Origin of the sequence: Dyella monticola, from assembly GCF_003363155.1 — a bacterium.
GTDB classification, from domain to species: domain Bacteria; phylum Pseudomonadota; class Gammaproteobacteria; order Xanthomonadales; family Rhodanobacteraceae; genus Dyella_B; species Dyella_B monticola.
Window position 1 is genome coordinate 798316 of record NZ_QRBE01000001.1, and the last position, 12226, is coordinate 810541.

The following is a 12226-nucleotide window of genomic DNA, read 5'->3' on the forward strand; positions in this document are numbered from 1 at the left end:
TAAACGGCAGCTCATGGGCCACCCCTGCGATGCACCCAGGCACGGCCGCCGCGTTGTCTCATCCGATCACAAGCTATGGCCGACGGTTAGCGCACAACGGTATCGCTGTGTTGGCGAAGACAGGGGTCGCCCAGCATGGGAGTCCCTGCATGGGGCAGGGGCGTTTCTACAAATCCTGCCTCGCTTTGAGCGTCCCCGGTCACGATGACGTGACCGGGCGCGCTGTCGTGCTGCGCATCGAGCCGCCTGCGGCATCTCGCCCCATGCGGGCTTCCATCGTTCCCTCGCTGCGCTCGGCTGACGCCTTCGGCCCGGCTCTGCGCTCCGGGCCTGCGCGCTCCGCTTGCATGGGATCGGCGTTCACTGCGGCCGTTGCCGTGTGATCCGTCTTTCCTGACTTCATCACCTTGTCCGCGACTGTAGCCCGCGGCCGTGCGCCGTCAAGGCGCGCCGGGCCGTGTCCTCGGCTGCGCCTGCGGGCCGCACCACCCCGGCGCTTTCCTCCTTGACGGCACCCGTCCGCGCGCTCCTGACCGTCGCGGGCGATGAACTCAGGAAAGACGGTGGCAACGAGGCCAGCCCAGGTCTCTGCGCCGACCCCACCGGAAGTCCAAAGCGGGCTCCGAATCTAGGAATCCGGTGGGGTTCACCAGCAAACCCTTGTCAGGAGAACGACTATGCAACTCGCATCCCGTTTCGCTTCCCGTTCGCCGGTGCTGCGTTCGGACCATCCCTTGTCGGATGACCAAATCCGCGCCGTGGCCCCGTCCATCTTCGCGGACGCCCCGCATCAAAGCCGTTCCGAGCGGTACAGCTACATCCCCACCGCCACCGTGCTGCACGAACTGCGCGGGGAAGGTTTCGAGCCGTTCATGGTGTGCCAGACCCGCGTGCGTCACGACGACCGCCGCGCGTACACCAAGCACATGATCCGGCTGCGCCATGCCAGCCAGATCAACGGCCGCGAGGCCAACGAAATCATTCTGCTGAACTCGCACGACGGTACGAGCAGCTATCAGATGTTGGCCGGCATGTTCCGGTTCGTATGCCAGAACGGCCTTGTGTGTGGCGACACCGTGACGGACGTGCGCGTACCCCACAAGGGCGACGTCGCCGGGCATGTCATCGAGGGCGCGTACGAAGTCTTGCACGGCTTTGAGCGGGCGCAGGCATCCCGCGATGCCATGCAGGCGATCACGCTGGACGCCGGGGAATCGGAAGTGTTCGCGCGCGCCGCGCTCGCGTTGAAGTACGACGAGGACAAACCCGCACCGATCACCGAGTCGCAAATTCTGATGCCGCGCCGTCACAACGACGGCGGACGCGATCTGTGGAGCGTGTTCAACCGCACGCAGGAAAACCTCATCAAGGGGGGCCTGTCTGCGCGCGCCAGCAACGGTCGCCGCCAGACCACGCGCGCCGTGCAGGGCATCGACAACGGCATCCGTCTCAATCGTGCCTTGTGGCTGCTCGCCGATGGCCTGCGCCAGTTGAAAGCCTGAACCCCACACGGCAGGGGCGGGCAAGCAGCCCTTGCCGCTTCTCTCGCTGCTGCATCCCTCAACCGATTGGAGTTATCACCATGCATGCCGTGACCAAAACCGAAACCCATGCCCTCGAAACCACCGCGCCGCTGGACGTCGCCGACCCGACCAAGAACCTCATCCTAGTGCCGCTGTCGCAGTTGTTGCCGCGCCGTTCCAAACGCAACGTGCGCACGAGCCCGCGCCAGTCCATCCACGAGCTGGCCGCGAGCATTGCCCGCGTCGGCCTTTTGCAAAACCTTATCGTCATCCTCGCCGCCGATGGCGAGCGGTACGAAGTCGTTGCCGGCGACCGCCGCCTGACCGCGTTGAAGCTGCTGGCGAAAAGGAAGCGCATCGCCGCCGATTGTGAGGTGCCGTGCCTGCGGGTAGCCGATGCGTCGGCGCGTACCGTCAGCCTCGCCGAGAACGTGCAGCGCGAGCAGATGCACCCTGGCGAGCAGTTCGTGGCGTTTGCCGCGCTGGTCAAGGAAGGCCGCCCCATCGAGGACATTGCCGCCGACTTTGGCGTGTCCCCACTAGTAGTGCAGCGCCGTCTCAAACTCGCCAACGTATCGCCGCGCCTGCTGGCCGACTTCCGCAGCGGCCATCCGGAGGCAGTGACGTTGGAGCAGTTGATGGCCCTGACCGTTACCGACGACCATGCCGCGCAAGAGGCGGTGTACTACGGTGCGCCGGAATGGCAGCGCACCCCGTCCGCGCTGCGCGAACGTCTGACCGAGCGCGACATCGACGCCACGCATGCGCTGGTGCGCTTCGTCGGACTGGATGCCTATACGGCGGCGGGCGGTGGCACGCGCCGCGACCTGTTCGCAGAGGATGACAGCGGCACGTACCTGACCGACTCCGCGCTGCTGGAAACGCTGGTGCGCGGCAAGTTGGGTGTGCTGGCCGAGGAGGTGCGCGCGGAAGGTTGGGCATGGGTGGACGCCGTACCGCATCTGAGCCATGCCGAGCGGCAGACGTTCCAGAACGCACCGCGCCAGCGCCGTGAGCCGAGCGCACGCGAAGCGCGCCGCATCGCGTCGCTGCAAGGCCGTCTCGACAAGATCGACAGGACGCTGGAAGCAGCCTACGACACCGAGGATGCCGACAAGGTGGGCACGCTGGAAGGACGGCGCGAGCAGGTGGCCAGGGAACTGCAAGCCATCGAGGGCGTCTTGCAAGATTATGCCCTGGACGTGCGCGCGGTGGCTGGTGCTATCGTCACGCTCGACCGCGAAGGCGAAGCGGTCATCCATCGCGGGCTGCTGCGCGAGGCCGAGGCCAAGGCGCTGCGCACGTTACACCGGCTGCGGCAGGGTTTTGCAGAGGGCGGGACCGCGAGCGAGGACGAAGGCGATCCCGGCGAAACGCCCAAGGCCGCGAACGTCTCCGACCGGCTGGCGCAGCGGTTGAGCGCCCACCGCACGGCGGCGCTGCAAATCGAAGTGGCGCAGCATCCGCACGTCGCGCTGGCCGCATTGGTGCATGGCATGGTGCAGACCGTCTTGCAGCCCCACACCTATGGCGGTGACAGCCTGCCGCTCGGCGTGCGAGTGAACGTGCAAGATCGGCTGGAAGTCATGGCACCGGACTGGCCGGAATCGCTTGCCGCCGTGGCATTGCACACGTTGCAGGAAGTCGCGGGCGAAGCGTTGCCGCATAACAGCGCCGAACTGTTCGCCGTGCTGCTGGCGAAATCGCAAGACGCGCTGGTGCGGTTGCTGGCCGTGTGCGTTGCGGCCACGGTGGACGTGGTGACGCCACGCGCTGCGCCGTACCAGCCCGGCGCGGAACTGGCGCAGGCCGTGCGGCTGGACATGGCCGCATGGTGGAAACCGACAGCGGAAGGTTATTTCCGCCACGTTTCGAAGGCGGTGATTCTGGCGGCGGTGGAGCAGTTCGCGCCCTCGCACGTTGCCCGGCTGTCCAAGCTCAAGAAGGCCGACATTGCCAGCGAAGCCGAACGGCTGGTCGAGGGCACGAGCTGGATGCCCGCCGTGTTCCAGACCGAGCACCACACGGAGCCAGAAGGCGTACAGGATGCGGCGAGCGACGACGACGCGGCGGAAACCCACGTGCTGGCCGCGTGATGATGAAGCATGGCCCCGGCGCGATATGCGCCGGGGCTTTCCTCAAACCGGGCACGGCAGGTCTGCCGCGCCCGGTTTCAACGTGCAGCAAAATCGCCCCATCGCCGCCTTTGACCAGGCGGCGATGGGGCGCGCGCGCAACAGCCCTGCGACACGGCCATCGGTGCCCGCTGGCGCGGGCAAGGTTTCGACGGCGCCTCGCCGCAACGGGCGGGGCTTGTGCGGGGCTACGCCCCGGCTTGCTGCGACAGGTTGTGCGAAAGCGTGCCGTCCTCGACGCTGACAATTCGTCGCCCGCACGTCACGAAGGACGGTTCACCGACACGCCGCCCGGCCTTGCTTATGGAGCTTCCACGCCACGCCTCAAGCAGCAGACCGCAGGTTACGGCAGGGGCGTTCTCGCCTGTCGTTGGGGTGTTGACCTTGCCCGCGTCAGGACGCAAGCCGGTGCAGCCGTCTCGCAGCGATGCCGAGTTAGTCATGTCTCCTTTCGGGACAGGCGGCCCGTGCGTCCTTGTTTGTTGTGAATCCTGGTGGGGGCGCGGCTGCGCCTTGGGCTTCATGGCTGCAACCGTGCGGCGAAAACAATTTCCCCGCCGCTGCACGGCTTCCTCGCGGGACAAATTCTTTTCGCCTTCCGGTTCTCCACTGCGTTACGACCGCAAGCGGTGCATCCCGCCCATCCCCCGCCGGCCGGATCACAACAAGGACGCACTGGCGCGACCTTGGTTCACCGAAAGGAGAAAGCATCATGGCTAACATCGGCACCTTCACCGCAGAGAAAGACGGCTTCACCGGCACGCTGCGCACCCTGACGCTCAACGTCAAGCTTAAGCTGGTTCCCAACGATAAAGGCGACAGCGAGAACGCCCCCGACTTCCGCGTGCAGGCGGCGGGTCATGACATCGGCGCAGCGTGGAAGAAAATCAGCAAGGCCGATCGGCCCTACGTGTCCGTGACCCTCGATGATCCTTCGTTCCCGGCAACGGTGTATGCCCGCTTGATCGAGAACGAGGACGATGGCACGCATGACCTGATCTGGTCGCGCAGCAAGCCGCAGGCGGACTAACCATCGCCCACCGCGCCCCGCCCTCGTGGCGGGGCGCTTTCCGGTGAGGAGCCGCTGCCGCCAGGCGGTCACGATGCTGCTCTTGCGTTCTACGACTGCTTTGTATTCGGTTGTAGAGCCGCAGATGCCTCGTTCCGTGATGGTCCATCTTCGCTGCGCTTGGTGTTTGCTAAAGTGCGTATACGCTCGCTTTTTTGGGTAGCCAATTGCTGATCGCCGAACTCGCTCGTCGACTCAGTCCGGATAGAGCGGGGATATATGGCGGACCTTTGGATCCGCCTATGCAGCAATTAGATTATTCAAGGAACCTCTATCGATGCGGGAAGAATGGATCAAGAACTCACAGGATATTGCGGGTCACAAACGTGCGTTTCGAAATTCACACAAGGTTTTTAGTGTGGTTCTCCGCATGCTTCATGAATCAGGTTGGTGTGGTGCTTGTCATGCGTCGTCAGCAATTACGCATATAGCCCTCCAAGAGCTAGGAGTCGACAATGTTCTCGTCTTAGGCGAGGCGGTTATTGGTCCAGCATATTTCGACCATTCTTGGATTGAGGTTCAATCCAAGCCGATAGATTCGGCTATATCCATTCCATTAAACCGGGAACTTTCTGCAAACCCTGTCTTTCTCGGCATGGATGTGGATACAAAGTTACCGACTAAGGTCATATATCGAGCCAGCACCAGTGTGCTCGATGATGATGCAAAATTGGTAGCTGATAACGACCTTGGGTGGTATTTTGAGAACTTTAATTTTAATTCTTCCGGTTTTTTTGAGCCACTAATGATGGTTGTGAGAGATCTAGGGATAAGAAAAAGCGAAGAAGAGATCTGCCGTAAATACTCTTCAGTACGGTGGACTAGAAAAACCTAAGAATTCATTCAAGGCGAACGCCGTTCGGCGCCGCCAAATTCCGGCGTTGGTTTCTCCTGCAGGTACCCATGCGCACCTATCAGGACGTAATAGATACCCGTTCAATCAAACACGTTCTAAGTCTGCTCCCGGACTACTGGGTGATCCGTGAGCTCACCGAGCGTGACTACGGCATTGACCTAATTGTCGAAATCTTCGAAAAGATTGGGACAAATAAGCACGGCCATGACGTGTTTGATTCAACAGGCGCTGTGTTTCACGCTCAAGTAAAGGGGACGGCGTCAGCGCTCGAACCGAAGAAGGATGGCAATTTCAGTTTTCAACTTGACAAGGGCGCGCTGCTCTATGCAGAGCGGTTCTCCACTCCATTCATGTTATTCCGAGTGGATGTTTCCTCAAGTAGCGCAAAATCGTATTTCTTATGGATTCAACGCTATGTTAAGGATGTGCTCGAGTTAGAGAGACCTGCGTGGAGAACCGAAGCGCAAGAGTCGTTCTCCCTGGACATACCGCCGCACAACGAGATTGTTTCAGGGCTGAAAAAGATTGAAAAAATTGCTTCGAGACCGCGTCTGATCGAGGAAACAGTAGAGTTCTGCGAGAGCTATCTCCACCTCTCGAGCCAGCTCGATGCCGTGTCACATGGCCAGCTCAACGTAAATGTTGCTTCTTTGAAGGGCATGAAACTTTTGGCAAGACAGATCAATAATTTGAAGGTCATCTTCAAGTACAACGATTGCTGCATAGATAGATCATGCGCGACGGAGCTATTGTCTTTCGTCGATTCGCTTGATCTGACGAGCAACCCTTCCGCCTTTTCGAATTTTCCGCACCGAGACAACTTCAATCTTCTTGCAAGCAGCCTCAATGCGCTTGCAAGTGTGGAGAACTTCATTGCAGAAAATGAGGATGATACGGCCTATTGAGGGTGGCTAACTTAGGCGCGGGTGATTAGCCCCAATACGGGCTTCTCGTCATCGGCAGCAACGGGTCGATAAGGACGGACATCCATCGTTAGTCAGATTGGCGTTACAAGCTCGCGCCGAGATTGACCTATTTTCTCATTGAGAGGATGGGCCGTATGAGTTGCCTTGGACGGCGCGGCCTCGGTCGTCGCCGGTCGGTGGCGACATGTAGAAACGGACTGGCGCGCCTTTGTCAGTTTGAAAATTTGCGTGCATGCGTAATCGTGAGAGGGCTGATATGAGCTCATCCGCATCGGCATTTTTACGTTTTGCTGGATGTGTGGTGATGCGCATTCGTATTTCTGCACGAACGCACGAAGCCGGATGGATGGATGCGCGTATTTGTCCAGACGCGCGTGCACGCGTCGACGATTGCGTGCGTACCTGCATTGACACAGACGAAGCGGATACTCAGGGAAGCGATCCTTGCTGGGGGGAAGCCGTGACCATGCCTTTCGTCATTACTGACGATGAGCGTGCGCAACTGCGCGCCAACGGCCGCGCCCGCGCCACCGCACCGGACTTCGATCCGATGCCGGTCGTCAAGCTGTTCACCCCGGACGCGCACGCCATCTGGCTGCTGGCCGCGCTCGATCCGATCGATGGCGACACGGCTTGGGGTTTATGTGATGTGGGCATCGGCATGCCTGAATTGAATACGGTGCGGCTGTCTGGTCTGGCGTCCATCGTCGGCCCACGGAACCAGCCGGTCCTGCGTGACCGCTATTTCCGGGCGATACAGCCCCTTTCGGCATACACCCGACTGGCGAAGCGCCATGGCTCGATCCTCGATTAACCGTTGCCCGGGATGGGCCCATCCGGCCACCGGCAAGCCCGTCGCACTGTGTCTATTTGGGTCTGATATGAGACCGGTTGGGCATCAATCAGGATTGCTGCACGGTGACGGCGCGGCCAGACCCAAAGCGCCACGATCGCTTCGTCGGCTGTCTGCACGCTAGCGTGTACCGCGCGAAGAGCCGTGCGCGCGACAATCGCACTCGGACGCCTCACGCAAGAGGCCGGAGCCAAACGGTCTTGATGTTCGCGGCGTTTCACCGATCGCCGTGACGCTTTGGCGATCGTCCGCGCCGGTTCGTGGACACAGCGATGCTCTGTGTTGTCGCAGGAGTTCGCGTCATGACCGTTTCCTACCATGTCCCCTGGCGTCCCAGCGCCGCCTATCTCTACGTGCTGCACCTGGATGCGCCGGCGCTCGCTTGGGAATACTTGCGCCGTAACCCTGACTACCGGCGCGACTGGCTGCGCCACCATGCTCGTACCCGCGCCGTCGCGCAGCGATGGGGCTTGTACGGGTTGGAGAACCCGGGCCTGGATGCGCGCGACGCGCATCCGGCCTGGCGCCTTGAGCCGGCGGGCGTCGTGCAGCTCCATCTCGATCTGGCGCCGACCGACGATACCCCGCTGTTCGACCTTTGGGCCATTGCGGGTCACAAACACGTATTCCACGGCGGCCGGCATTTGGCGTTCAGCGCTTGGTGGCCGGGACACTGGCGGCGCTTTGCGCTCGCCCCAGCGCTGGCGCACGGCATGCCCTACGTCCGCGCCGTTCACGACGGCGATTCCAGGTATCCGCCCCCGGCCCGAGAGGCGGCGTCGCGGGCCGCGTGGGCGTGCAGCAGCACGCGGCCCGGTCGCGCGGCGTGGCTGGAAGTGCACACCCTGCAGGCGCTGGACGCGACGCTGGCGGGCGCTACGTTGCGCGACCTCGCCGAGGCGCTGGTGGGGCCGGCCATCGTCGCGACCGACTGGCATGCCGACAGCGCATTGCGTGCCCGCGTGCGCCGGCTAACGCAACGCGGCACCGTGCTGATGCGTGGCGGCTATCGCCGTCTGCTCCAGCACGCGCGGGCCGCACAGGGACGTTTCCACGACCCTGCAAAACGTCCCTGAGCAAGCCGCCGTTCTTCCCCAAGACTGCTTCCATCCGGCGGCGCTGTCACTGCCGGCGCTCTTAACCGATGGAGATTCCCCCTATGCGACCCGCTCCCGCACGGCCCTCTGCCGTCGACACCGTTACCCCACAACCTGCTGTAACCGCCCAACCACCACGCTACCTGACCAACGACGAGGCCGCCCACTACCTGCGGCTGTCGCCGCGCACGCTGGAGAAGCAGCGCGTGCTGGGTGGCGGCCCACGCTTTCGCAAGTTCGGCCGCCGCGTCATGTACGCGGCCGCCGACCTGGACGCCTGGGCCGATCAGCGCAGTTTCGAGGCCACGTCCGATCCGGAGTACGCCGAGCACCACTCGGCGGACAGCCGTGCACGCTGAGCGGCGGTGCGCGGGCGGCCCTCACCATGTCCCGTTCGTCGCAGCCATCCGGGCAGCGATCCTCGCCCGCGGACGAGCAGCTTGCGCTGTTCCGCGCGCTGCCCGGCGACATGGCGCCGCGCGACAGCCAGGACTTGATGGCGTTCCCGTTCTTCTCGCTGGCGAAGTCACGGCGCATGACGCCGATCGACTTTCGCACCGGTGGCGTGACGATCCGTGTGGAAGGGACAGCCGAGCATGGCATCGCCACCATTTGGGATGCGGACATTTTGATTTGGGCCGCGAGTCAAATCGTCGAAGCCCGCGATGCGGGCATTCCGACCTCGCGGCTGATGCAGGCCACGCCGTACGAGATTCTGCGCTTCATCGGGCGCGGTACGTCGCTGCACGACTACCAGCGCCTAAAGGCGGCGCTGGATCGCCTGCAATCGACCACGGTGGCGACGTCGATCCGGGAGATGACCGGGCGACGCCTGCATCGCTTCTCCTGGATCAACGAGTGGAAGGAACGCGCCGATGCGCGCGGCACACCGCTGGGCATCGAACTGATCCTCCCGGATTGGTTCTACGCAGGCGTGCTCGATGCAGCGTGGGTGCTGACCATCGACCCGGCGTATTTCCGGCTCACCGGCGGCCTCGAACGCTGGCTCTATCGTCTGGTACGCAAGCACGGCGGACGTCAGTCCGCCGGTTGGCGGTTCGACTTCCGGCACCTGTATCGCAAGTCCGGCAGCGCGACGCGCTACTCGGATTTTGCCTACGACCTGCGCGCCCTGGTGACGCGGCAGTCGCTGCCGGGTTATGTGCTGCGCATCGAACGCGTGCCGGACGATGGCACGGAGTGGCTGACGTTCCGGCCCGTGCCGTAGGCGGCACGGGGATAACGCGTGGACAAGCGGTGCATAGCCTCGTGCTATCAGGCGTATCCGCTATCGTGCTATCGGGAGTACGCCACTCGTGCTATCAGGAGTACGCATCCGCCGCAATCCCTATAACGGCGCGCGTTTTCGCACCCGCTAACTTCTCTAACGTAAAAACAGTAACTGTTAGTAGAGCCACGCTGTCGCGGTGGACAACCACTGTCGACAGGCAATGGCAACGTGGTTTTGCGCGTCAGAGAAAGGCCGGCTTTCCAGTCGGGAAGGCCGCGCCATGATCGTGGCCTTGCTCAACCAGAAAGGCGGCGCGGGCAAGACCACGCTCGCCACGCACATCGCCGGCGAGCTGGCGATGCGTGGTCAATCGGTCATTCTGCTGGACGCCGATCCCCAAGGCTCCGCGCTGGACTGGACGCAGCGCCGAAGTCAGCAGGGTCTTCCACGCTTATTCGGTGCCGTGGGCCTCGCGCGCGAGACGCTGCATCGGGAGGCGCCCGAACTCGCGCGGCGCAGTGATCACATCGTCATTGATGGCCCACCACGCATCGCCGCGCTGGCGCGCTCGGCGCTCCTCGCAGCCGATCGTGTCCTGATCCCGGTGCAACCCAGCCCCTACGACCTGTGGGCGTCGGCCGAGATGGTGGCGCTGGTGCGCGAGGCACAGGTATTTCGGCCTGCGCTGCGCGCGGCCTTCGTCATCAACCGGCGTGTCAGCACAACGATCATCGGCCGTGAAGCACGCGGTGCGCTCGCCGAACAGCCACTGCCGGCACTGCGAGCGGAGGTGCGTCAACGCATCATCTTCGCCGACAGCGTGGCCGCGGGTCGGCTCGCCTGCGAAACGGTGCCGGACAGTGCTGCTGCGCGTGAGATCGCGGCGCTGACGGATGAAGTGCTGCGGTGGCCGCTATGACCGACGCACGTGCCAAGCGCATCGCCATCGGCGCGCGTCCACCGGCGAATCCGCACGCCGAGGCATGGATTCGCCAGGGCGACGGCGATGTGCTCCAGAAAGGCGATCTCTACACCGCACGCCTGACCCTCGACATCACGCCCGCGCTGCGCGCGCGCATCAAGGTCGCTGCGTTCACGCAAGGCGTGACGGTGGCGGAGCTGCTGCGCGCATTGCTGGAACAAGCCTTTCCGGAGGACATGCCGTGAACACGTCTTCTCGCGTGGCAGCGATGGCGCCGCCACCCTTTGCATCGCTCGTCGATCACGAGGGACTGACGCGCGTCTCGCTGGCTTACGTCGCGCATCGTCTCAACCTCTATCTGCGTTTCGGTGAGCCTGCCTATTACGTGCAACACGATCGCTGGCGACGCATGGCGGCGTTCCGACCGGCGGCGATGTTCTGCCGCATCCGCTGGGAAGCCAACGACTACGGCACCGTGCGTTGGCAAGTCATGGTCATGCAGGCATGTACCTCGCTGGATGTCGCGCAGCGCATCCCTGGCGTGCATCCGGGCGCGCGCCTGCTGCTGCACGCCGAAGGCGAACGGCAAGTGCGGGCCACGCTATCGTGCATTGATGCCATCGATGCACTGAACATCGCGCCGGCCGACACGTCGCCTGCGTACTGGCGCACGCTGGGCAACCGACTCGCCGTGCAGGGACCCCTGCCGCTGTACACGACCGAACGACACGCGGCGTGGTTGGCGGGGAGGGCACTGTCATGAGGACTGTTTCGCGCACCGACACCGTGCCGCGTCCTCGCGTGACCCATCGTCGGCGCTTCATGTGGGCAGCCTTATCCGCCTGCGGCGTCATTGCGCTGGCCTGGGCGTCCTTCATGTCGCCCAGGCCGCGCTTGATCTACAACCCGTCCGAGAGCGTGGCGGTCGGCTGGTACCACATTGATCCGCGCGAATTTGGTGCGGCTGCGCCACCCGTCGGTAGCCTTGTGCTGGTACCGCTGCCAGCCTACGCCGCGGAGCTGGCCGCGTGGCGCGGCTACCTGCCGCGGGGCATTCCACTGCTCAAGCCGGTGGCCGCCGTCGCGCCGCAACGCGTGTGCGTGGCCGACGGTATCGTGCGCATCGATGGCGTGCCGGTGGCCGCCGTGTTGCGCATCGATGGTAGGGGACGCCCGTTGCATGCGTGGCCGCACTGTCGGCGCCTGCGTCCGGGCGAACTGTTCCTGCTCGGTACGACGAATCCAGCGTCGTTCGACAGCCGCTACTTCGGTCCGGTACGCGTATCCGCCGTGCTCGGCATCGCGCATCCGATCTGGCTGGAGACACGCCGATGATGGCCGCCGACGCGCCGCGCTGCGTCGTATCCATCGACCTGTCGTGGCGGTGGTTCCCGCCGTGTCGTCGCGCGGATCGTGCGGGTGCCTTCGCACCCCACGGCCCGCGACATCCGGCGGTGTCTTCCCCCGTGCAGACGGCTTGTCCCGAGCGCGCCATGCCAAGGGCATGGCGGACGCTCGCCGGCGGTCGTGCAGCGCGTTGCGCTGCGCCGCCGGTGCGCCGAAGACCGGAGCGACAGCGCAGGTCAAAGGCGCAGGGCAAGATAAAAGGTCGCG

The 12226-nt window shown here is 63.7% G+C and carries 15 protein-coding genes; 13 read left to right on the top strand and 2 right to left on the bottom strand.

All coding sequences use genetic code 11. The features are described from left to right. Positions 1 to 199: 199 nt before the first annotated feature. Entirely contained in the window at positions 200 to 403 is a 204-nt protein-coding gene (locus tag DWU98_RS21590; RefSeq protein WP_147293191.1) for a hypothetical protein, read from the bottom strand. Positions 404 to 677: 274 nt separating this feature from the next. Here DWU98_RS21590 and DWU98_RS03535 point away from each other — a divergent pair, with 274 nt between their 5' ends. Both DWU98_RS03535 and DWU98_RS03540 read left to right on the top strand, forming a co-directional pair. Further along, on the top strand, positions 678 to 1502 hold the full coding sequence (locus DWU98_RS03535) for a DUF932 domain-containing protein (protein WP_115494040.1): 825 nt from the start codon (positions 678 to 680) through the stop codon (positions 1500 to 1502). 80 nt (positions 1503 to 1582) lie between these two features. Further along, entirely contained in the window at positions 1583 to 3619 is a 2037-nt protein-coding gene (locus DWU98_RS03540; protein WP_115494041.1) for a ParB/RepB/Spo0J family partition protein, read from the top strand. A gap of 227 nt (positions 3620 to 3846) precedes the next feature. On the opposite strand, the gene DWU98_RS22090 is transcribed toward DWU98_RS03540, so the two are convergent. Continuing rightward, positions 3847 to 4101: a hypothetical protein gene (locus DWU98_RS22090; protein WP_196239458.1), complete on the bottom strand. Its 255-nt coding sequence runs from the start codon at positions 4099 to 4101 to the stop codon at positions 3847 to 3849. A gap of 269 nt (positions 4102 to 4370) precedes the next feature. Here DWU98_RS22090 and DWU98_RS03550 point away from each other — a divergent pair, with 269 nt between their 5' ends. The 11 genes from DWU98_RS03550 (at position 4371) to DWU98_RS03600 (ending at position 11947) form a co-directional block, all read left to right on the top strand. After that, complete coding sequence (locus tag DWU98_RS03550) at positions 4371 to 4688, top strand: DUF736 domain-containing protein (RefSeq protein ID WP_115494042.1); 318 nt, start codon at positions 4371 to 4373, stop codon at positions 4686 to 4688. Between the two features lie 316 nt (positions 4689 to 5004). Then, a complete protein-coding gene (locus DWU98_RS21595; protein ID WP_147293192.1) occupies positions 5005 to 5562 on the top strand; it encodes a hypothetical protein in 558 nt (185 codons plus the stop codon). Positions 5563 to 5630: 68 nt separating this feature from the next. Then, the gene (locus tag DWU98_RS03555; protein WP_115494043.1) at positions 5631 to 6488 is read left to right on the top strand and encodes a DUF4365 domain-containing protein; all 858 of its coding nucleotides are present in this window, start codon (positions 5631 to 5633) and stop codon (positions 6486 to 6488) included. 277 nt (positions 6489 to 6765) lie between these two features. Beyond that, positions 6766 to 7323 carry a DUF2958 domain-containing protein gene (locus DWU98_RS22530; protein ID WP_425480211.1) on the top strand — a complete coding sequence of 186 codons (558 nt, stop codon included), beginning with the start codon at positions 6766 to 6768 and terminating at the stop codon, positions 7321 to 7323. Positions 7324 to 7664: 341 nt separating this feature from the next. After that, positions 7665 to 8438, top strand: coding sequence for a DUF2285 domain-containing protein (locus DWU98_RS03565; protein WP_115494044.1), 774 nt, complete (start codon positions 7665 to 7667; stop codon positions 8436 to 8438). A gap of 83 nt (positions 8439 to 8521) precedes the next feature. Beyond that, complete coding sequence (locus DWU98_RS03570) at positions 8522 to 8818, top strand: helix-turn-helix transcriptional regulator (protein WP_115494045.1); 297 nt, start codon at positions 8522 to 8524, stop codon at positions 8816 to 8818. Positions 8819 to 8844: 26 nt separating this feature from the next. Further along, complete coding sequence (locus DWU98_RS03575; RefSeq protein ID WP_115494046.1) at positions 8845 to 9687, top strand: replication initiator protein A; 843 nt, start codon at positions 8845 to 8847, stop codon at positions 9685 to 9687. A 283-nt stretch (positions 9688 to 9970) separates the two neighbouring features. Then, positions 9971 to 10609, top strand: coding sequence for a ParA family partition ATPase (gene parA / locus DWU98_RS03585; protein ID WP_115494047.1), 639 nt, complete (start codon positions 9971 to 9973; stop codon positions 10607 to 10609). Further along, a complete protein-coding gene (locus DWU98_RS03590) occupies positions 10606 to 10857 on the top strand; it encodes a chromosome partitioning protein ParB (RefSeq protein WP_115494048.1) in 252 nt (83 codons plus the stop codon). The genes parA and DWU98_RS03590 overlap by 4 nt, the downstream gene beginning before the upstream one ends. 23 nt (positions 10858 to 10880) lie before the next feature. After that, positions 10881 to 11375 (top strand): DUF2840 domain-containing protein, encoded by a 495-nt coding sequence (locus DWU98_RS03595; RefSeq protein WP_230474662.1) that lies wholly within the window; start codon positions 10881 to 10883, stop codon positions 11373 to 11375. Then, a complete protein-coding gene (locus tag DWU98_RS03600) occupies positions 11372 to 11947 on the top strand; it encodes a S26 family signal peptidase (protein WP_115494050.1) in 576 nt (191 codons plus the stop codon). The genes DWU98_RS03595 and DWU98_RS03600 overlap by 4 nt, the downstream gene beginning before the upstream one ends. The last annotated feature ends 279 nt before the right edge of the window (positions 11948 to 12226 follow it).